20 protein-coding genes, 1 tRNA gene and 2 pseudogenes are annotated in these 21,788 nt (G+C 42.0%); 11 read left to right on the forward strand and 12 right to left on the reverse strand.

Annotation, left to right across the window (positions count from 1 at the left end; all coding sequences use genetic code 11):
• The first annotated feature begins 414 nt into the window (after window positions 1-414).
• The 10 genes and pseudogenes from I3B46_RS04220 (at window position 415) to I3B46_RS04265 (ending at window position 8,561) form a co-directional block, all read left to right on the forward strand.
• Window positions 415-2,520, forward strand: a pseudogene (locus tag I3B46_RS04220) (type VI secretion system Vgr family protein).
• Window positions 2,517-3,353 carry a DUF4123 domain-containing protein gene (locus tag I3B46_RS04225; protein WP_231405895.1) on the forward strand — a complete coding sequence of 279 codons (837 nt, stop codon included), beginning with the start codon at window positions 2,517-2,519 and terminating at the stop codon, window positions 3,351-3,353. Before I3B46_RS04220 ends, I3B46_RS04225 begins: the two are co-directional and overlap by 4 nt.
• On the forward strand, window positions 3,319-3,696 hold the full coding sequence (locus tag I3B46_RS04230) for a hypothetical protein (RefSeq protein ID WP_053110078.1): 378 nt from the start codon (window positions 3,319-3,321) through the stop codon (window positions 3,694-3,696). Before I3B46_RS04225 ends, I3B46_RS04230 begins: the two co-directional genes overlap by 35 nt.
• Entirely contained in the window at window positions 3,693-4,982 is a 1,290-nt protein-coding gene (locus tag I3B46_RS04235) for a hypothetical protein (protein ID WP_104872973.1), read from the forward strand. Before I3B46_RS04230 ends, I3B46_RS04235 begins: the two co-directional genes overlap by 4 nt.
• A gap of 216 nt (window positions 4,983-5,198) precedes the next feature.
• The gene (locus tag I3B46_RS04240; RefSeq protein ID WP_104872972.1) at window positions 5,199-5,642 is read left to right on the forward strand and encodes a hypothetical protein; all 444 of its coding nucleotides are present in this window, start codon (window positions 5,199-5,201) and stop codon (window positions 5,640-5,642) included.
• Between the two features lie 24 nt (window positions 5,643-5,666).
• Window positions 5,667-5,984 carry a hypothetical protein gene (locus I3B46_RS04245; protein ID WP_104872971.1) on the forward strand — a complete coding sequence of 106 codons (318 nt, stop codon included), beginning with the start codon at window positions 5,667-5,669 and terminating at the stop codon, window positions 5,982-5,984.
• A gap of 46 nt (window positions 5,985-6,030) precedes the next feature.
• Window positions 6,031-7,139, forward strand: a protein-coding gene (locus I3B46_RS04250) for an IS3 family transposase (protein WP_163762236.1) whose coding sequence is annotated in 2 segments (ribosomal slippage) — window positions 6,031-6,283 and window positions 6,283-7,139 — 1,110 coding nt in all. Because the reading frame shifts where the segments join, the coding sequence is not laid out codon by codon here.
• A gap of 46 nt (window positions 7,140-7,185) precedes the next feature.
• Window positions 7,186-7,587 (forward strand): Tox-REase-5 domain-containing protein, encoded by a 402-nt coding sequence (locus I3B46_RS04255; RefSeq protein WP_104872969.1) that lies wholly within the window; start codon window positions 7,186-7,188, stop codon window positions 7,585-7,587.
• A 15-nt stretch (window positions 7,588-7,602) separates the two neighbouring features.
• The gene (locus I3B46_RS04260; RefSeq protein ID WP_104872968.1) at window positions 7,603-8,280 is read left to right on the forward strand and encodes an immunity 52 family protein; all 678 of its coding nucleotides are present in this window, start codon (window positions 7,603-7,605) and stop codon (window positions 8,278-8,280) included.
• Between the two features lie 14 nt (window positions 8,281-8,294).
• Window positions 8,295-8,561: a PAAR domain-containing protein gene (locus I3B46_RS04265; protein ID WP_163761931.1), complete on the forward strand. Its 267-nt coding sequence runs from the start codon at window positions 8,295-8,297 to the stop codon at window positions 8,559-8,561.
• Between the two features lie 348 nt (window positions 8,562-8,909).
• Here the strand turns inward: I3B46_RS04265 and I3B46_RS04270 are convergent.
• Window positions 8,910-10,175, reverse strand: a pseudogene (locus I3B46_RS04270) (tyrosine-type recombinase/integrase).
• Between the two features lie 521 nt (window positions 10,176-10,696).
• Between I3B46_RS04270 and I3B46_RS04275 the strand changes: the two are divergent.
• Window positions 10,697-11,221, forward strand: coding sequence for a hypothetical protein (locus tag I3B46_RS04275; RefSeq protein WP_196993109.1), 525 nt, complete (start codon window positions 10,697-10,699; stop codon window positions 11,219-11,221).
• A 135-nt stretch (window positions 11,222-11,356) separates the two neighbouring features.
• On the opposite strand, the gene I3B46_RS04280 is transcribed toward I3B46_RS04275, so the two are convergent.
• The 11 genes from I3B46_RS04280 to mutY all read right to left on the reverse strand — a co-directional run bounded on the left by I3B46_RS04280 (window position 11,357) and on the right by mutY (window position 21,585).
• Complete coding sequence (locus tag I3B46_RS04280) at window positions 11,357-12,175, reverse strand: SHOCT domain-containing protein (RefSeq protein WP_196993108.1); 819 nt, start codon at window positions 12,173-12,175, stop codon at window positions 11,357-11,359.
• A gap of 20 nt (window positions 12,176-12,195) precedes the next feature.
• Complete coding sequence (locus tag I3B46_RS04285) at window positions 12,196-12,537, reverse strand: hypothetical protein (protein WP_196993107.1); 342 nt, start codon at window positions 12,535-12,537, stop codon at window positions 12,196-12,198.
• Window positions 12,537-13,103, reverse strand: coding sequence for a recombinase family protein (locus tag I3B46_RS04290; RefSeq protein WP_154610426.1), 567 nt, complete (start codon window positions 13,101-13,103; stop codon window positions 12,537-12,539). Before I3B46_RS04290 ends, I3B46_RS04285 begins: the two co-directional genes overlap by 1 nt.
• Window positions 13,104-13,353: 250 nt before the next feature.
• Entirely contained in the window at window positions 13,354-13,785 is a 432-nt protein-coding gene (locus tag I3B46_RS04295; protein WP_081335901.1) for a JAB domain-containing protein, read from the reverse strand.
• An 80-nt stretch (window positions 13,786-13,865) separates the two neighbouring features.
• Window positions 13,866-14,165 (reverse strand): hypothetical protein, encoded by a 300-nt coding sequence (locus I3B46_RS04300; protein ID WP_196993106.1) that lies wholly within the window; start codon window positions 14,163-14,165, stop codon window positions 13,866-13,868.
• 146 nt (window positions 14,166-14,311) lie between these two features.
• Window positions 14,312-16,762, reverse strand: a complete 2,451-nt coding sequence (locus I3B46_RS04305; protein WP_196993105.1) for a phage/plasmid primase, P4 family — start codon at window positions 16,760-16,762, stop codon at window positions 14,312-14,314.
• A 298-nt stretch (window positions 16,763-17,060) separates the two neighbouring features.
• Window positions 17,061-18,728, reverse strand: a complete 1,668-nt coding sequence (locus I3B46_RS04310; protein ID WP_196993104.1) for a site-specific integrase — start codon at window positions 18,726-18,728, stop codon at window positions 17,061-17,063.
• Between the two features lie 130 nt (window positions 18,729-18,858).
• A tRNA-Phe gene (locus tag I3B46_RS04315) sits at window positions 18,859-18,934 on the reverse strand.
• Between the two features lie 190 nt (window positions 18,935-19,124).
• Window positions 19,125-20,198, reverse strand: coding sequence for a membrane-bound lytic murein transglycosylase MltC (mltC, locus tag I3B46_RS04320; protein WP_004923287.1), 1,074 nt, complete (start codon window positions 20,196-20,198; stop codon window positions 19,125-19,127).
• Window positions 20,199-20,251: 53 nt separating this feature from the next.
• The gene (locus I3B46_RS04325; RefSeq protein ID WP_004923284.1) at window positions 20,252-20,521 is read right to left on the reverse strand and encodes an oxidative damage protection protein; all 270 of its coding nucleotides are present in this window, start codon (window positions 20,519-20,521) and stop codon (window positions 20,252-20,254) included.
• Complete coding sequence (gene mutY / locus I3B46_RS04330) at window positions 20,521-21,585, reverse strand: A/G-specific adenine glycosylase (protein ID WP_036941561.1); 1,065 nt, start codon at window positions 21,583-21,585, stop codon at window positions 20,521-20,523. The genes I3B46_RS04325 and mutY overlap by 1 nt, the downstream gene beginning before the upstream one ends.
• Between the last annotated feature and the right edge of the window lie 203 nt (window positions 21,586-21,788).

Raw genomic sequence — 21,788 nt, forward strand, 5'->3', positions numbered from 1 at the left:
ACATTATATTACTCTTTAGCAGCTGTAAATGAAGATTAGCTCTAGAGGTAAGTTATCTATTTACAGAAAAGCGGGTGTTTATGAGAAAAAAATTTTCAAAAAAACGATATAAAAGCCTATATTTGTTTTTTTATTGGTATTTTAATTTTATTTATTACTCTAATAATGAGTATCTGAAAATGTGATCTTAGCGCCTTTACCGAAATTGTTTCGTTTTGTAGGATGCTTAACTTAAATTTAAGTATCGCAGTTGGATACATTGATACATCGAACAACTTATTTATCTGGTTGCTTATTACTGGTTATTGTCGAGGTTTAATCGTGATTTTCTACTATTAGCCATGACTCATTCGTGATGAATGGTTTTTATCAATAGTAGTTTGTGGCGCGGTATGATCCTCAAACGGAGCATGTATGTCCACTCAAAACTCAAGTAAATCCGCTAACCCACCTCCAGTCAAAATGACACCAGCTGGCAGGGCTTATGCGGAACAAGAACGCCGTACCGCGAAGCGAGATCCCTTCTTGAAAGCATGGTATAACGGGGAATTAAACTCTGGTTTGGTGTTTAACTGTCGTATCAATGGGCTTCCCGATGACACCTTTCAGGTTACCGAATTTGATCTACAAGAGGGGTTGTCAGAACTATTTACTTTAACTCTTCATGCGGTCAGCTCCCTACTTGATGTGGATTTCCATGATATATTAGACGGGGCTTCTTCCTTGACTGTGAAACGGGATGGGATAAAAATTCGTGAGGTACAAGGCTTATTGGCAAGCGCCGAGAATCTGAATACCGATGGAGTGAAAACATAGTATAAATTTGTTATACGCCCAGAAATGTGGGTGATGACTCTCAAGCAAGACAGCCGTATTTTCCAAGATACCACCGTACCAAAGATATTAGAAACCTTGCTGAATGAATCGCACATTAAACACGATAAATTGTTTTATCATCCCGAAGAGCACCTTGAACGCCCGTACATTACCCAAAAGCGTGAAACGATGTATGATTTTTGGTGCCGCCTCGCCGCCGAAGAAGGGATTACCTTTTGGTTTGAGGAAGGCCCGAAACTGTTTTACAGCGACCGCCATTTAGGAATGACGGCAGGGATTACCCTCACTTATAACCCGCAAGCCGATACCGATACTACCGACAGTACTGCTACTACATGGCGCTATGCCGAGCAGCTGTGCAGCGATATTCGTATTGATAAAGATTACCATCAACAGCGACCTTCTCACCCGCTCAGCCATCAAGTCGTTGGTGACGTGCACCACCAACACGAAGTGTTCGAAAGTTATGGTCGCTTCCAAGAAGACGCGGAAGGGGAAACGTTCAATCAAATTCGTTATGAACAATCGCAAAATAACCGTCAAATGGGGCACGCCAGCACCAACTGTTTTGCCTTGCACCCCGGTAAGATGTTTACTTTAACCAATCACCCCAATGAGCGTATGAATAAGCGTTGGCAGGTGGTCAGGGTATCACATCACGGCGTACAACCCCTTGCCGACAACAGTGGCGGCGAAGGAACGCAGTTGTCCAACAGTGTGTCGTTTATCCCAGAGACGCAAGAGTGGCGACCGCCGTATCGTTATAAACCGACTGCTGATGGTGATGAGTTAGCGACAGTTGTGGGGCCTCCGGGAGAGGAAATCTATACCAACAGCAAAGGGGAAGTGGTGGTCTATTTCCATTGGGATAGACGCGGCACGCCCGACCACGGCGCCTCCTGCTGGGTGCCAGTGTCACACGGCTGGAGTGGCAATGGCTATGGGTTTATGAGTATTCCTCACGTCGGGCAACAGGTTTTAGTCAGTTACCTGAATGGGGATATTGATAGGCCGATTGTCACGGGGTGCACCTACAATGGACGCAATAAACCACCGTTAAATTTACCCAACGAAAAAACGCGTACCACCTTTAAAACTTGTACTCGTAAAGGCGAAGGGTTTAATGAATTGCGTTTTGAAGACAAAGCCGGATACGAAGAAATCTATTTTCACGCACAGCGTGATATGAATGTGCACATTCAAAACGATAATCACACTCATATTCAGCGGGACAGCAAACAGCGCATTGACCAACATCGCTACGCTGAGATTGCGGGTGATGACCACCTCCATGTCAAAGGCACGCAAAAAGCGTTAACCGAAGGCGATGTTTTTCAGCAAGTGCTGGGGGCTTACCATCAGCAAGTGGATGGTGCATTGGTCAGTGAAAGCGGACAAGAAACCCACCTGAGCAGCCAAGGCAAAGTGGTGATTGAAGCCGCCACCGAAATCACGCTTAAAGTCGGTGGCAGCTTTGTGCGCATCACCCCGAGCAACGTGTTTACCTCGGGCAATGTGGCGATTGGTGACAGTGGAGGCGGCTCAGGGCAAGCGGTCAATCTTCAGCTCCCTGACGGGGTGGCTCCGTTTGCACCTCCGCCATACCCCATCAAACCGTACTGTGCGATGCAAGCTCAAGCCACTGGCAGTTGGGTGATTAAACCCAACGGAGGCAATGCATGAGACCGACGCCTTGGACAACGTGGTTGAGTGAGCCTCACCGTGACCCGGTGTATTTACTGCTCAATACCTTGGCGCAGCCCAACCCGACGGATGTGCTGTTTGCCAACGATTGGATTGAACAGGCGTTTCCGCTGTATAACGGCACCCCCTTGGCCCATTTAATCGCACAAAGTCCGTGGTTGGTGAAATTGAAACCGAGCGCCGCCGTCCCACTCGGGCAGCTGCTTGACCGCAAAGGCTTCAGTGACCCCAGTTGGGGCTGGGCTTACCGCAGCCCGATGGCGTGGGACGCGCAGTTACACCATTGGCAACAACGTCAATTAGTGAAACTGGATGGCGAAATGGTGGTATTACGCTTAATGGACAGCCGCATCGCCAATATCTTGATACCCAGCATGCGCGAAGCGGATTGGTATGTGTTGATGAACCCGGTGCATGAAGTGATGCTGGATACTGACACACAACCTGTCTGCCTGATATCGCCCGCCCGTGACCGTCCGCCGCTGATACCCGAGCTGAAAGTGCACCCGTTTACCTTGGGTGAGCATTTACAAACGGCGTGGGAGAACTCTGAAACGTGCATCCAACTGATGGCAGAAAACCTCGCTTGTGAATTGTGGGAGAACCAACCTGATAACGCACTGGCGCTCGACACCCCTGTAGGGCAATTGCACGAACGCTTGGTCGGTTGGTTGCATATCTCCCCCATATTAGCCGGTAACGTCGCACACGCACCCTCGCCCAGTTTACCGACTATGCCCAACAATTGGGCTGGATACCCTCGACAACGGAGCCGTCATGAGTCAAAAAACAGAATCTTGCATTATCTGTGACAACTACCGATTTTGGATTAACCTGCAATTGGTGGATGATAAAGGACAACCATTAATTGGCGTGGCTTATACTTTATCCGAACGTGGCACAGGGCGCACCTTAGCGGGCAGCAGTGATACGCAAGGGATAATACACGCCGAAGGCATGACGGCACGCCCGTATACTTTAACCCTTGAGCCGCAGTCACTGGCGGATGCACTGACCACCCTATCTCCTCCGACGGCGATTCAAGGCAAAGATAAATCGTTGAAAGATTTTTGTCGCGAACAGGGCTATTCACTCAGTGAACAGCACCGCCGGGTGAATTTAACACCGGATTGCCCGAGACCGTTCACCGTATGACGGCAGGGCAAATCAGCCGTTCAGCCCATTATCAACAGCGAGATGTAGGCTATCAACTGTGGTTCCCCTACGACCTCCACCGCGTGATAGCAATTAAACGCATTGCCGAACCGGTATTTGCCAAATCTATCTTGCGCGGCGAAGGCAATACAGATGCAGGTGATGCGGTCGAAGACTTGGCGAATTTTGGGGAGTGTGATTACAGTGCGTATACCTGTGGTATTCCGTCAGCAACTGAACAATCTGAGTCTGAAGCTAACTGGGTTTCATCCTTATTCAGTACCATTGGCAATGCACTCAATCCGATTGGGACTGCACAGGCATTTCCTTTCTTCGGTGGTTTGGGTGGGAGCATGGGAATGGGAGGAGCCTTAAGTGGTGGTGTTGCCGGTGCTGCTGTAGGGCAACAAGAGAACGATTTTGGTTGGGGTACAACACAACAGAGCTCAAGTAAGAACATTTCCAATGAGCTAGAACAAGTTTTGCGGGTATCATTTCCCGTCACCATGGACGGCAGGAAGATCTTTTTCGCCATGGTGGCTCACTATTATAAAGGCGATAGTTTAACCCAGCAGGATTTATTGGAAATTGCGGATATGGGGGGAACGGCACCGACACGTTTGCGAGTGGGCTTTGCCTCAACTGATAAAACCGCAGTCGCAATGGCAGCGGCATCACAGCTGATTGCTCTTCATACTGAGCCGGATAGTGATAAAGCGCAAGTTCCTGTGATTAAAGGTCAGCTGGCATCTGGAGCTGAAAGAATGGAAGTCATCAGCTTACCTGCGTATCAATCCCTTGGTCATGCACTCAGTCTGCTGGCGCCTATTGAAGTATACCGATTTGATGTGGATGGTGGTACTCAGCTGTATATGGGGGTAGCGGCGTCAGGCAATATTATTAATATCTCAGCGCGGATTGATGATATTCCAAAAGGGCCGATTATTCATGCAGGGCCTTCCCCTCTGCCACAAAAAGTCGATAAGCCTGAAGGGTTTGATATTCATGATTTCGATTATCGACCTGAGACACTGCCTGTTGCGGATGACGATATTGTCTGGCGGCATACGGGACACGATGTTGAACCTGTCGATTTTCGGGATTATATCCTGACGGTTGAGAAAAAGGATGTAAAACCTGTTTATTCGAGTTTAAATGAAAAAAACAGTACAAATAAAGAATCAAATATTTCTCCAATTGAAGAGTTTATGTCTGAGCAAAAAGCAAAGATAAACAAAAAATTGGTCAAGGACGATTACCATATGAACCTGGCCCAGATGGCATAAAAGAAGCTACACAGACAATAAAAGATACGTTAACAAATCCTATAGAAGTGAGTAATATTATTAAAGCAGAGCAATTAAGAGGAGAATATGATTTAATTCATATTTATAATGAAAAAACAAATAGTATTGTAAGCTTAAGGATTTTGTCAGAAGGAAATGTTGAATTTGATACTTTAATCCCTGAAAAGTCATCAAAATTTTAATGAGGATTGATTTATGATAAATAGTATAATGACTAATTTTAGAAACATGTCTTTTTATATGAACGGCGAGTTAGCAGCATCAAACCTTGTTCTTTTTATAGAATTTGACAATGTCAACTGGTTTTCTTTGACTATAGGCGAAGGGATGCTTGAGTTCATTAAAAAAGAAACAGAACCTAAATGCAGCTTAACAGTTAACTTACAAGATTCATTCTCATATCCAATTACTGAGAATACTCAACTGAAAAAGTATAAAGGATGTAAGTTAATAAGCGCTCACGAATATAGATTAATTAAAAATTTAGATTATAGCTTGGGAATTTATTTTGAAACAGATATAGGAGGGATAAGCATCATTGAAGATGATGATGAGCTCTTTATAACCGAGGGAGTTAATAATGATTTATTGTATGCGTGTAATTTAATTAAATATAATATATTAATGATAAAACATTAAAGCCCCCTGCTTTTGGCATGTGAAATGAAATATGAAATCACAAAAACACGTCATCACATCAGGGGAGCCGAGATTAAAATGTCTATTGATATTATGTGGTACACAGCACTAGAAATTGAAAAATTAAAGCCAAGACTGAATTATTATAGTAAAAGCTACCTTCCATTTGAAAGGAAAGACTATATTATTTATAGTCAAAGATCAATTTTAAATAGATGTGAATTAGATTTTATAAAAGATAAGTTTGAAAAGTATAAACAAGAAACTTCTCTTATAATATCTGAAGTATTTAGCATGACCTACAGTGGTAAGAAGACTATTTGTCCACTCCCCCTAAAATAAGACAGCTATAATTAGAGTTTCTGCCCTAAAAATTGCAGAGGTCATGATGAAAAAAGCCCGTTTTACTGAAACTCAAATCGTTAATATTTTAAAGCTCGCTGATTCAGGGATGAAAGTGGAAGACATTTGTCGCCAAAATGGGATCAGTAACGCCACTTATTATAATTGGAAATCAAAATATGGTGGCATGGAAGCTAATGATGTTAAACGATTAAAAGAGCTTGAGGATGAAAATGCGAAACTGAAAAAGCTCTTTGCGGAAGTCAGCCTTGAAAATCATGCGATGAAGGAGCTTTTTGCAAAAAAGGGTTGGTAGTGACTGAAAAGAAGTCCTGTGCACAATCATTAAAAGAGGCAGGTTTATCAGTCATTAAGGCTTGCAAACTAACTTCATTGCCCCGAGCTACTTTTTACCGTCAGCGAATAGATTGGCGCAAAAAAGACCGCGTGGTAATCGATGCTATACAAACCATTTTAGCTAAATCGCCACAATCGGGATTTTGGAAATGCTATTTCCGACTACGATTTCAAGGCTATCCCTTTAATCATAAACGAGTTTATCGCGTTTATTGTCAATTGGGGCTAAACCTGAAACGACGGGTTAAAAAAGTGCTTCCGAAGCGTGAAAAGAAGCCATTAGTGATAGAAAAAGTCCCAAATATTCAATGGGCACTGGATTTTATGCACGACAGTTTATACTGCGGTAAACGGTTCAGAACACTCAATATTCTTGATGAAGGAACACGTGAATGTTTAGCGATTGAGGTTGATACGTCATTACCGGCAGAACGTGTTATCAGAGTGCTTGAACGTTTAAAAATCGAAAGGGGGTTACCAAAGCAACTCCGAGTCGATAATGGGCCTGAGCTGATCTCAGTTAACTTATTGAATTATTGTGAAGATAACCAAATTTCGCTATGCCATATTCAACCAGGAAAGACACAACAAAATGGCTTTATCGAACGTTTTAATGGTTCGTTCCGTCGTGAATTTTTAAATGCGTATTTATTTGAATCGTTAAGCCAAGTTAGAGAATTAGCGTGGTTTTGGCAGCAAGATTATAACCAAAATCGAACTCATGAAAGCTTAAATCACCTCCCTCCGGAGGCCTATCGTAAACAGTTAGAAAACTCTAGTTTAGGGGGGCTTAATTAATGGGGAGTGGACATATATTGCGCAAAATGAGAAAAAACTATTGGGTATGGATTATTATTTTCCGCCTATGTTTAATGGAGAAAGTAAAACCTCATTTATGCCGATAACGGATGAATTACGTACCTATGAAGCATTTAATAGCATGAAAAGTAAAAAGATTATGGAGTCTGTTGCTTTTGACTCTTTTCGAGAACAATATTGTGAACTTCAAGAAGCGAAGGGGAATTACTCGTGGGCCTTAAATGCAGATTTATCTTTTAAAGGTTTTTTTCCTAAAAGTGATTTTACCACCCAAGCCAGAGTTCAAGAGTTTATATGGAAGTCATTTTCGCCATCTAACTTGATGTGGTATTTTTTGCAAGAACATGTAGAGCTAGTTGTAAAGAGCTTGTTTAGTAAAAGTGGAATTGATGTTCCTACTCAGTATCGTCCATTTATAATAGTTTAGAGCGAGGTGATCTTTATGGAGATTATGTTTAGTATAAGAGGTAACTCTGTACAAGATGCAGAAAAAACAATTAATTTTTTGGGGTATTGTTTAAAAAAAATAAATACAATAAATAGTAATATAACTTCATTTTATGCTCAATCAGAAGATTTGGATGAAGCAATGTCACATAAATTAATCGACATAACTGGTAAGAGATATGAAGAGAACCTTCACTTTGTTGATGGTAGCCGTGGAGATGTTGGGGCATGGAGTGGAGACTTAGATAATGATGCCTCTGTGTTTTTATTTTCTAAAGAAAAACAAACAGTTGTTACCTTAAATTTTTATTCAGATTTAAAACCTATAGAACTTCTTAGTAAGATAAAAGAAGTATTTATAAATTTAAATAATGATTATGAACTAATATTTTTCAATGTAAATTACCCAAACGCGAATATTGTTTATCCTGATAGACCAAGTACAAGTTGGATGCTATTTATTAAAGATACTAATTTTAGTGAGGCTAAAATAGATCAAGCTGAAGTAATTGAAAATATAGAAAAGGATGGAGTTAAAATTGGTGAGCTACTGATTACTACAAAAAACTATGATCCTAAAAATATTCATCATCAAAATAGGTCTAATGATATTGACATATTGCTGCTTGGTTATCATTTATTACCTAAGTACAAAGAAATATATGTTAAATAATATTAGGGTATACAATGTTTAATAAATCGGTCATTCGGCTTGGTGACAGTACTTCTCATGGCGGAAAAGTAATTTCCGCCCAAGATAGCTTTATTTTGAAAGGTCGCGCAGTAGCAGTTGTCGGGGATCAAGTCAGTTGCCCTAAATGCAAAGGTATCTACGCGATTGTAGAAGGCTCTGCCACAATGAAATATAACGGAAAAAGTCTTGCTCTGGAGGGGATGAAAACTGCTTGTGGTGCTACTTTGATTGCATCACAGAGTTCAATCACGGGTAAATAATTTTATTTGTATTTAGATGTAAAATACTACGCGTTGTTATTCTGTTTTTAACAGCGCATTTGTTACCAAAGTAGGATAAGTATCTACTTAATGGGTTAAAATACAGTCTAGTTTATTCTGTCTCTAACAGTGCACTTATCACCGTAGTGGGATAAGCGCCTACTTAATAGCTTGAATTAATTAAATAAAAAATGACATGACAATAGCCATCTTTACGGATGTCCGTAAAGATGGCTTAAAGTTGGGTTTAGTTTGACTAATGCTCTAACTCATCAATATAATCTGCATACCACTGTATCATTTCTTTTTTCCCTTCCAAATGGCTCTCTTATATGAATGGCTAAAGTATTAGCTACTCATGGGATTATTCAATTTAGCAAAATCGAAAGGTGATATTGTTTTCTCCCGATTCGCATTCAAATAATCAGCCCACCACTGCACCATCAATCGACGTTCATCAATATGTTCGGCTTTATGAATATAAGCAGCCCTCACTGAGTTACGTTCTTGGTGGCTCATTTGCCTTTCTACTGCATCCTTCGACCATAAACCTGATTCAACTAATGAACTACACGCCATCGTTCTAAAACCATGTCCACAAATTTCAGTCTTCGTATCATAACCCATGACGCGTAAGGCTTTATTGACTGTATTTTCACTCATGGGTTTAAAGGAATTATGAGCGCCCGTTAGGATCAATTCATGTTCACCCGTCCATGTCCAAATCTCTTTCAGTATAGTGATGGCTTGGTGGCTAAGGGGAACTAAATGCGGAGAGCGCATTTTTGCTCCGCGATGTGAGAATTTAACGCCGGGTATAGGCTTTCGCTGAGCAGGAATAGTCTATAAGGCTTTATCGAAGTCAATTTCAGACCAACGCGCATAGCGAAGTTCGCTTGACCGAATAAACACTAATAAATTTAGCATCACGGCTAGGCGAGTGACGGGTTGCCCTTTATAAGTATCGATACGGGCAATGAGTTCAGGTAGACGGTCAAGATTAAGAGCTGGACGGTGTTGGCGTTGTACAGTCGTTACAGCCCCTGCGGTATCAATAGCAGGGTTATAGCCAATAATACCTGATTGCACCGCATAACGCATAACAGCAGCGATACGTTGCTGTAAACGCGCAGCTATCTCATAAATCTCTTTACTTTCTGCTGCACGGATAGGAATAAGCAGGTCAGGGGTTTTGAGGGTAGTGATATCGCGTAATCCAATATAAGGAAATACATGCGACTCCAAACTCTTTAAAACCTTTTCACTGTGTGATTCAGACCATTTTTTATTGCTGGCATGCCATTGTCTTGCGATGGTTTCAAAAGAGAGATTAGCAACAGAAGCTGCTTTAGCCACACGTTTTTGTTCGCACGGGTCAATACCGTCATCAATCAATTTTCTTGCTTCATCACGTTTTAAACGCGCCTCTGATAAAGAGACATCAGGGTATAAACCCAATGCTAAGGTTTTCTCTTTACCTAAATGGCGGTAGCGTAACCGCCAGTATTTAGAACCGTTGGTGTGAACCAATAAGTGCAGACCTGCACCATCGGTTAATTTATAGGATTTCACATCGGGTTTGGCCGCCCGAATTTTAGCGTCAGTCAGTGCCATAGTGAGCTTCCTGAAAGATAAAATGGGTACAAAATTCTATCGAACTAGTGTATACCCGCAATTGTACCCGCACAATAGGGTTGATGTGGGTAGAATCGAGTAGAATTCAGTTGAGTTGAAACTTTGGGAGAGTGTTGATTTTAGCGGGCTTTACAAACAAAAACAGACGTCGGTTGACGTCTGTTGATAATAAGGTGGTGCCCGGACTCGGAATCGAACCAAGGATACGCGTTCTATACCAACTTTTTATTGATTAACAGTCGGTTACGTTTTCGCTTCGAGGAGCAATGTACCACTGTTTTGTACCATTTTTCAAGTTTTTTATGACCAGCTAGAGGTTATAATCTAGCTGGTGGATAAGTGCCAAATTGTACAAGGCCAGATTTGACCATACAAAAAGCTAACAGCTCGCTTTACATCAAGAGTGGGTATCATTATTTCTTGAGTTCTTTGTTAATATTGCTTGCAGCCTTATGATTATTGTATTCAGCTACTTCTATTTTTTATAGTGTGGAAATTAAATGAAAAAAGAAAAAATATTTATAACGTTCCTAATGATTTTTTTCGCATGTTGTCTGGTTATTATAGTTGGGAGTTACATTTTTAACTTCTATAATAGTTCTATATCAAGTGATCCATCTGACTGGGGAGTTTTAGGAGATTATTTCGGCGGTGTTCTTAATCCATTTATATCCTTGATAACACTGCTGTTTTTGATAAAAACGTACTTATCTCAGAGAAAAGAACTTTATCAAAGTGGAGAAGCTGCGGATGAGCAGCGTCAAATTTCACAAAAGACTGCTCGCATCCAGTTATTAAGCACCCAAATTTCAGAATGCTATGAACGTATTGCCTTGTATAGAGGTGAAATGGAGGGCGTAACCTTCGCCATGAATAATGGAAAAAGCTATACCGGAATTGATGGTGAACTTTACTATTCAGATGATAAACAAAAGGCTTACAGGGAAAAGATGGCAAGTAAAATACAGGTGAAATTAACAGAAATAGATAAATATCTAATACAAATAGATTCCCTTTCTATTTGAATTTCAAGCCTCTAACACTGGCGGAAATGATATGATAATTTAGTGCTCATTATATTTATAGTTAGTTAATGCCGGATGCCCGCTCAGACTCGACAGATTTTATCTACAAAACCTGTCGAGTCTGAGTCAATACAACTAAATTATCTTTTTGATACTGGCGATATCTTCATCGGTCAGTATTCCATTTTGCTTTAATGGAGCTAACTCAGCAAGAAATTCCAGTGAGTCTATCTTTAGTGAGGTAAGCGATATTTCATAGATTAGTTCTCTCTTTTTGCTGTCTAATTCTTCTTGAGTAATCATATTGGCATCAAATAATGCTGATAGCTTGGTTAATGTTGATATGAATTCTTCTGGGGTAAACAACCTTTCTTTGTCTTTATGCTTTTCTGTGAGATAAATCATACTAATAGAGCCGATAATTGAAGCAATTATGACATAGATACCAGTTCCCCCATGGTATATTAGATTCCCCATACGGCGTGAATATTCATCAGTATCAAACAAGTTCATTGTTACAAAGGGATAAGCAGCTAATAGCATGATGACTAATATACATAATGTAATATATTTGTTAGGTAAACGCTTTCCTTTGGTTAATATATTCATGCCAATACCAATGGATATTGGAGTCGCAATTGATAGCGCATAGAGGACAATGCTATTAAATTCGTACATATAGAATAGTGAGACGACTACTCCAATGATAATGCATGCGATACCTTGGGCTATGTCAGTTTTTGCTCTTGATTCAATTGTATCAGCAAAGGCAGGGTAGAAGCTTGCAGATATGATTAATGAGGTAATGAATAGCAAAATTCTGACAAATACTGTATCAGTATAGAAACGATATGTGCTAAAGGTATACGCTCCGATTATTTCTTGAGTGTATAAGATTGAACCAATAGCAACTAAGCAGCCAATGATTAACAAGAGTTTTGAAATGTTTGTCATAAGTTAGTTTCCTGATGTTCTTACTGTTGCGTTGCTTTTGTTGATGTACAAGGAATCCAGCGATCACGAAAAAGTAAAAACATTTCTGACCTTCCTTTTTGGTCATGAATTTTTATTAACGTTTTGATGTAGTATTCTTTGTTTGCAAATATGGCGATTGGGTTATCTGTTGTTCCTTCGTAATGACTGAATGGTAGAAAAGGTAAACCTTCCATTGAGATTGATGATTGTTTAACATCGTCAGGTATTATCATGTCTAACCGAATACCATTTGTGCATACAAGCTTTATATTGACAGTGCTGGCATAGCCAACAGTGGTATACAATACAGCTAGTGTTAGGATGATTTTTAAGTACTTCATTACCTTTTTTCCAGTAAATCAGGGCGGTTTTCCCTGATGATTCGATAAATGCTAGTAATGCCAATGCCGAGTTGACGCGATATGTCCGGCTTACTGAGTCCAAGTTCAACCAGCTCAATGATTTCTTGTGATTTCTCCCTAGCCGTTGCTTTGCGGCCTATGTATTTGCCTTGCTGCTTAGCCAAGGCGATACCTTCGGCTTGACGCTCTAGCATGATTTCACGTTCGAACGTGGCGATGGCACCAATCATGGTTAACATCAGTTTGCCCGTAGGCGTACCTGTATCAATGCCGATGTTCATAATGAGCAGTCGGACTTGTTTTGCTTCTAAGTGGTCTGAAATTTCCAGCAGATGCTTTGTGTTGCGTGCTAGGCGGTCGAGCTTGGTAACTTTCACCGTGTCGCCTTCACGAACGTAATCAAGCAATGCCATGAGTTCGGGGCGGTTGTCTTTTGCACCGCTGATGATCTCTTTGAACACTTTGTCGCAGTCTTGTAATGCATTGAGTTGTGCATCTAAGCTTTGGCCTCGTGTGGATACACGGGCGTAGCCAACAATAGCCATTATTTCCTCCAGACCCTGCCAATAGAGCATGCTAAGATGTGTAAACATGCCAAAACTACAAACAAGGGTTTTGGCAGGCCTGTAAGCCTTGTTACACTGTTCATTCGGTGGAGTGCCGTTAAGGCATGCTTATTGGTAGGTGTGATAATGAAATTTGAGTTAGGTTAACAGTAAGCTGTTGATATCGTTTTTAGAATGTGAAAGGCTGCGGTGATGAGTCCTTTAATGAAAGCAGTCAACAGAACTGTTTTCATACCAGACCTCTTTCAGCCAGAGAAACTGTTTTACCGCCTGCAACAATGATATGATCGAGTAGTGTGATGTCGAGCAGCTTCATTGTCTCTTTTAATGTTCGGGTCGCTGCAATGTCGCTTTCTGACGGCGTTGGCGTACCAGATGGGTGGTTATGGGCACAAATGATGTTAGCAGCGTTAAGTTTTAAGCCTAACTTGGCAATCTCTCGGGGAAAAATGCTGGTGTAGTTAATGGTGCCGTTGAACATTTCAGCGTACTGAATCACCTGATTCTGACCATTAAGAAAAATCACAGCAAAGACTTCTTGCTCTTTATCGCCAAGGTGGACGGCTAGAAAATCTTCGGTATCTTTTGGGGATGACAGCTGTTCTGTTCGGTAAAGCTGTTGTGATAGGTACTCACGGACTTCGTGTATTTGTTGCTTCATGATAAGCTCCTGATTGTTGTTTCAAGGAGCTTATACCGGTTGTTAGGGCAATTATTGAGCAGGGTTGCCCCTGCTGGTAGTTATAGCCATGTGACCTTTGGATAAGCTCGTTTTAATGGTTTAGAGTTTGCATATCTATCACGAAACTCCATATCCACACCTCCAAAAGGGTCAAGTAACTCTTTTAGGCATCTGGCCTTCCAGAGTACATCCACTTCGGATAGGCGGCTTTCGTAGTGTGTTTTTTTTATATGCTTAAGAATTTTATCTTCAATTTCGTCAGGTAGAGCACCTTTAACGATCAAGTTAATATCAAAAGCTTTTTCAAGAAGGTTAGTCTGATACTCAGTCGCATAGACGGTGATTTTGTGTTTTGCCATGGTGTTTTCTCCGTTGGCATGTTATCTATTCTTTGCTCATAAAGAGAAAGAATTGAGTGCCGATTTATCAGCATTTTTATAAACTTTCCATAGAGAAAACTCACAGAAAAAGTTTACTTATATGCCGTTTAATCGGCACTGAGGTTTTAAACAGTAAAGATTGAACTTTCTTTATTGGTCACAGAGCCTAGCTCATGGTCAATCAGAGCGATACCGCGAAAGCTGGCCTTATTGTTACGGCGGATCTTCTTAAAGCCACGCTCAACCATCTTCTTCGTGAAAATACGTTGCGTCATTCGCCATTCGTTCCCTTCACTGGCAAAGCTTAGAAATGCACTGTACAGATCACTGGCAGCGGTGTAAGCATCCGGTTCTAGCCTGCAACCTTCGAGGAATTCACCGATGAGGTCGCTTTCTTGTCGATACTCGTCGTTAGCCGCAATGACCGCCGCAGGGAGTGAGCGTTTAAGGCCTTCGGCATGCCATGCCTGTACGCCTTCCAGTGCCCAGTTTAAGATACCTTGCATCTCCCTGCCTAATTTTACGGGTAACTCAGGGTCAATCTGTGCTGCCGTGAAGTTTGCCGCAAAAGGAATTAAGCACATCCGACGCCACATACCGTGAGACATATCGTAAATGGCAGGCTTGTGGTTGCCGATAATTACTAGGCTGAATTGCGATTGAAACTCCAGCTCGTGCTTGCCGTATACTTGCCGTGCGACTAAGGTATCGCCGCCTGTCATGGCTTTAATGAGCGTGTCATCAAGGCGACCATTTTCAGGCAATTCATTGGCAACGACTAACCGTTTCCCCGGCAACTTGGCTAATGAGGCATTAGGACCTCCGCTGTTTTTATTCATCATGAGGACGTCACTGTTTATCTGTGTCGCATAGCTGCCCATCAGTGACTGAATAACCTGAATGAACGTCGATTTGCCATTGCTGCCGTGACCGTAGAAGAAAAACAAGAGCTGTTCATCTGTTCGGCCTGTTAAGAAGTAACCCACCAGCCGTTGCAAGAAGCTAGCGAGTTCAGTATCGCCGACGGTGATATCATTAATGAATCGCACCCATGTTGGGCATTTTGCATTCGGATTGAAATCAACTGGCGTATAACGTGTGATAAAGTCACGACGGCGGTTCTCACGGTATTCACCCGTGTTTAAGTCTATAACGCCGTTGGCGACCCCGAGTAACATAGGATCAGCGTCAAGGTCAATTGTACGCACTTCCAATTTAGGCTTCACCAATTCAATCATCGCCTTTAACTTCGGTAGGTTATGAAGTTGTCCGGCTGCTTTTATCAGTTGAGTACCTTTGTTGTCGTCGTCTGCAAGCACTTTATGACCTTCTGCTAGCATGTCAGCGGCAACTTGCTTGGGGTATTCCATGACCTGAACACCAGCTGGCTTCCATTGATTATCAATAAAATGAATGAAGCTATCAGTTTCACGAACATAGCATAAATCATGACCAAACCGACGGGCAAGACGGTTAGCATTACCCACGTCATTGAAGCCCTCAGCACCGCAGGAGTTCGGTAGGTTGGTGACGGGTGTTTCTGTCAGCGGTATAAATGTTTGCTCAGCTTCGAGTGCTTGCCAATCGCCACCTTGACGAATAAACTCATCAATATCACTGCCACGTTGTGGCACAATGTAATGCGTTGCAGATGGGAATTTAGAACGGTATCGGTCACCAGCATCATCATTATCAAAGTAAGTATTGATAGGACGCCCCAAAGAATTGATATAATCAACTTGCGACTGGCTAAGTGAGCCAATCGATGCAAGTACAGGGGCAGTATATCCTGCTTCAATTAGCGTCAAGGCATCATTTTCACCTTCGACAAGGGCAATCGTTCCGGGCTTTTCCAGTGTTTGCTGTCCGTACCAATGCGCTTCTGGCAACCAGTATTTTTTCGGTTGCTGAAACTTGAAGGCCTTTTTCGGGTCTTTAAAGGTAAAGCGAACGATCCTTCCATTGTGAAAGTGCGGGTAGACATATACCCCAGCAGGTACGATATCGATAATGCGACCATTAACTTCACGAAACATGCCGGTAGCTAAGAGGGTTTCATCATCATATTCACCGGAGAGCGTGGCGTAACATTGCCCATCTGCAAAACCGATACGGTGTTGCTCAAGCAATCGCGGTGAGTGTCCACGTTGCTCAACTTGATAGTCTAATGCTTCGTCAGTCAGATTTTGGGCATAGTACAGGGCAATATCCGTGAACACGCTTGAAATCAAGTTATGATCTCGGCTATCTTCTTCGACTCTGATTTCTACAGGTGCAATTGATGGAATTTCACTCGTGCTAGTGAGATAGCGAGCAGCTTCAACGACATCCGTTAGCCCTTTGAGTTTCAATACTAAGTCAAGTACGCTACCGTGTTCTTCGCAAGAATAGCAATGGTATTGGTTGCTATCAGTATACAAGCGAAAACAATCTTTATGATTGCAACATGGGCAGGTCTTATCTTCTGGCTCTAGAATGTTTGAACCACAAGAAATGGCATTGATACCTGTTATTTGTGTGAAAGTATTGCTTATTGAGGTGCTGCTATTTAGAAGTTTAAAATCATGCTTAAGCATAATGTTAATCTCAAGCCACATCTTTTGCGGTGGCACACAATGGAAGGCCGTGGAACACCTTCCGGATGGAGTCGAACTCCATCATCAGATAAGCTTGCTGAGCTATGGAAGTAGATTACTTTCTTGCTATCTTGTTGTAAAGCAATATTTTTATGCCTAAATGCCTCAACTTTGAATTTGTTAGATGGGTGCTGTAAAAACTAGTATTGTAAATATTTGTAAGCTAAATACAGCTTGGTTAATAGATGGTTTTGTCAATGAAATCGGCATGGATGACCACGCCGTAGATTCGAAGGGGTTATGATCGCTTCCAGATATCCAGTACGGGAAGTTCTAACCGAGGTATCGTTTGAATCAGCTCTTTCTTGGCTTCAATAGGGTATGAGCCATACCCACCGCTAACGTCTTCTTGAGCATGACCTGTAATGTCATTTTGGATATCTTTTCTGGCGTTGATGCTTCGGCAATGAGTGATAAACGTATGCCTAAAGCCATGAGTCTGTTTGATTTCTTTACGAGTGATACCGTGGCTTCGAATGTACTTGCCCCACCAGCGAAGGAAATTATAAGACGACTTGCCTGAGGGGTTTTTTCGTTCAGTAAATAGATAGTGATTACGGCTTTTAACGTATTCAAGGAAGCCTAAATCAATGATGTGGCTGTGAAGCGGCACAACACGAGGTAACCCTGTTTTCGTTGATTGTTCGCCAGTCGATTCGATTTGAATGCAATAAATGCCGCTATCCCTGATGATATTTTCAGTATAGAGCTGAGTAATTTCTTCAACTCTGGCACCTGTATAGTACAGAATGATTGGCACCCAGTAGGCCATTGCACCATGAGGCGTTTCTTCACCGTGGAAGAGTGGAGTGTTAAAGATAAGAGCGATTTCATCACGAGTGAAACCACGTTCTTTAGGCGTTTGGCGTTGCCGTTTACGTTTAGGCATTAAGCTAACAGGGTTTTCTGAAATAAGCTCATCCTCAGTGGCTAAGCGAAAAATAGACGACAAGGCCATGAGTTGATTTCTGGCCGTTTGGGGGCTGATTTTTTCGCCGCTGAGTTCTGCTTGCTCTTTTAACGGTAGCTTTTTAACGGCTTTAGAAGGGCGGCATGGCAGCCGCTCAAGGAGTTGCCTAAAATCAGCCATGTCGTGCTTGGTGATATCTTCTATTGGTTTGCTACCAATAAACTCCTCAAAGCGATTGACGGCTGTCTCGTAGGCTTTAATCCGCTTTTCTGCTTCACGCGGCTCTGCATAGCGGACATGTTCTTTATAGCGTTCAAACATCATGCTAAAGCTGATTGTGGGTTTAGCGGCTTTTTCTTGGGCGGTGGCAGCATATTTAGGCAGAATGTTAAGTATGTGCATTTCGGCAGCTTGCATTCTATAGTCAGCTAAACGCCATGCTAACGTTACTTTCCATGTTGGCGTAAGTTCAACAGGCGTTAGTTCAAGTGACTCCTTTAATTCATGCCTGAGCAATTGGAGCAGCTCGATATCACGTTGCTGATAATCATCAGGGACGTTGATAGCTGGAGAATTAAATAAATCATCGGCTGGCATAGCAGAGTAGTTAGGGTAATCGTCATTTTTTTCGAGGTAACAACGAATTATCCTACTTTCAGGCGACAGGTCTAAACCATAGAGGGAATCGACTAAATAGCGTTCTTTAATAAGTTCAGGTTGTGGAAGAATAAAAGTTAACCAGCTTGAGGCTATGCGTTCAATATCATCTTTGGTAATAGCTTGCTCAGCGTGCAGAGTTCTTCTTGCCGCGTCAATTTCAGCTTGCATTAAGGCAATGACGGCTGGAGCTTTACGTTTTGCTTCTGCGAGGTCTTTAGTTTGCAGTGAACGTTTAAGCTCACCTTTTCCGAGGGTGTTTTTAAGGTCGGCAGGCACTGCCATTCTGAGGTTATAAACCCCGTGTTTGTTCTTAGTTGGCTGTATCATCGTGCTCATGAATGTACCACCATTCTGTACCACCGTGAAGCAGATTCGGTGATGAGTGAAAGATGAAATTCACTGATAAACCAATAAGTTAATGATATAGAAAGCAAAAACCCCCGCCGAAGCGAAGGTTATAAATGCGTGGTGCCCGGACTCGGAATCGAACCAAGGACACGGGGATTTTCAATCCCCTGCTCTACCGACTGAGCTATCCGGGCAACGAGGCGTATTAAACCTGATTTCACAGTTGGAGTCAAGGAACATTCGAAAAACTTTATTTCGTATGCGCTTTTTTTCAACAGGTTAGCTGATTATTGAACAGTAAGGCTAATAAAAAGACGATAAAATAAAAAACACTCGCCAGTTATATACTGAAACGAGTGCTTTTTGTACTAATATTAATCGCCTTTAGAGACGGTAATTCTTCTGAGCCTTATCGACTTTTATCAGATAATTACGCGATTCGGCAGCAGGATGCTTTGTTGATAGCGTTTGATAAACTTCGCCAGGGGCGAGCTGATTGATCTTCTGTGCAGCTACTTTTTTATCGCTGTGGAAGACTCTAAGGACGCTACCAGCACCACCGTTATAAGCGGTTATTACGGCATAACGGCGTGACACTGGGTTTTGAATATCACCTAAATAGCTATTTTGTAAAATTGCCAAATAAGCAGTTCCCGTATCAATATTTTTTTCCGGATCGAAAAGGTAACTACGGCTCGGAACCCCTGACTTACCTTGCGAACGGAAAACATCTTTACCCGCGGTATTTGGCATGATTTGCATCAAGCCTAACGCATCGGAACGACTTACCGCGTAAGGGTTAAAGCTCGATTCGATTTGCATAATGGCTAAAATAAGTGACTCATCAACCCCATATTTAGCCGATGCCTTCCTGATAAAAGGAAGGTACTTATGAGCGCGTTTATCAAGGTGGTTAGGAACCAGTTGCATGGTCACAGACCAAATGACATTCATACCTGATTGCCGGCGCTGCAACTTATTATTAACAAGGTATTCAGCGTATTTATTTGCGCGCCATTCCCAACGAATGGGTTCACCTGTGTTATCTAATACCTGCCCAAATAGAAAAGGTTCTTGGCTGTGAGGTATATCATTAATATCAGAATACAAATCGATAGAATTTGGGTCATCACCCATTAATAGGGTAGTGATGATAGCCTTTTTCAAATGTTCTGAAGGCTCTACGGCGGAGATGGTTTCTACTGTAATCGTCCCAGCATCAAAGTTGATATGACTACGGGTACGATACTCATCGGTATACTTAACATAATCTTTAGGGCCTGCAATGAGAACTTCTTTGATCCCCCAGATATTTTCGATATTGTGGGCAAATTGCCCCATAAGGATATCGAACCCATTGGTGTCTTTCACATAGTTAGGATTAAAATCAGACTCTTTATTGCTGGAGCAGGAGATAAGAAGAGGCACCAGCAGCGTTAAGGCTAACAGTTTTTTCATACATTCCACAGTATTCAAGCTCATGGTCTACCTAAGATAGGTAGACCAATCAATTATTTTTCAGGTGTGTAGCCGTCGATATGAATATCGTGTCCCTCAAATAGGAACTTAACCATTTCTTGCTCTAGCATTTTACGGTCATCAGGGTTCATGGTATTGAGCTTTTTCTCATTAATCAGCATGGTTTGTTTTGCCATCCACTGACCCCAAGCCTCTTTCGAAATCTCATTAAAAATGCGCTTTCCTAGCTCACCCGGATAGAGCTGAAAATCTTGCCCCTCAGCGTCACGTTGTAAAAAAGTACAAAAAATTGTTCTACTCATTATTTTTTCCTCAGAATATCAGGCGGCACGGCAAGCTGTTGAAGTAAGCTTTCAACCGGCGCAGCGAGGCCGATTGTTGCACCGAGATTTAAGTTATACCAAAGTCCTTTACCTTCATCCATGGCTGAAGTAAATGCCTGAATATTAACTTTAACAGGAATAATATCCAGATGAAAATGGCTGAATGTGTGGCGAAACGCAATTAATTGTTCTGGCGTATCATGTTGAATACCGGATTGAGAAAGCCACGCATTCATTTGCTCTTGAGTTTCAAATTGAGGGAAGGCAAATAGCCCTCCCCAAATACCTGAAGGTGGTCGCTGTTCAAGCCAAACGTGATCGCCTTGCTGCATAATTAGAAACCAAGCTGTCTTTTCAGGGATCTTTTGTTTCGGCTTTTTACCAGGGTAATCCTGCCATGAGTGGTTAGCATAGGCTATGCAACCTAAATGCAGGGGGCAAAGTTCGCATTTCGGTTTACTACGGGTGCATACCATAGCACCTAAATCCATCATAGCCTGATTAAAGAACTGGACGCCTTCTTTAGGGGTAACCTCAGTACTGATATCCCATAAGCGATTTTCGACCTCTTTTTTCCCCGGCCATCCTTCGACGGCATAGCAGCGAGCGAGCACGCGTTTAACATTACCATCTAATATTGGATAGTGCTGTTGTTGTGATAACGACAAAATAGCGCCTGCTGTAGAGCGACCAACACCAGGAAGGGCCACAACATCATCGAATGTAGTTGGAAACTGCCCATTGAAACGTTCTGCTATGACTTTTGCGGCCTTATGCAAATTGCGAGCGCGTGCGTAATAGCCCAGCCCCGTCCATAGATGTAATACTTCATCTAAGGGGGCATTCGCGAGGTCTTTTACATCGGGAAAACGGCGAATAAATTTTTCGAAATAGGGAATAACCGTACTGACTTGAGTTTGTTGTAGCATGACTTCCGAGAGCCAGACATGGTATGACGTTTTTTCTTTTTGCCACGGCAAAGTTTTCCGGCCATATTGGTGATACCAATTAAGCACGGCGAGCGAAAATTGTTGAGCTTCCATTGAGTATATTATTTTTATCGGTAATTCTATTAAAATCAGAGATAGTCAGGATTGCAACATAGACCGGACAAGCTGTAAACCGCTTATTGTGTGCTGGAGTGTAAAGTTATCCAATTTTCACCTGCAACCTTGGATGAGTTTTGATAAACTCCCTGCACTTTCATGTGAAGTTTGTATTATTAATCGTTTTACTAACTTGTTGA

The sequence above is a fragment of the Providencia sp. 2.29 genome (assembly GCF_015832305.1).
Taxonomy (GTDB): domain Bacteria; phylum Pseudomonadota; class Gammaproteobacteria; order Enterobacterales; family Enterobacteriaceae; genus Providencia; species Providencia stuartii.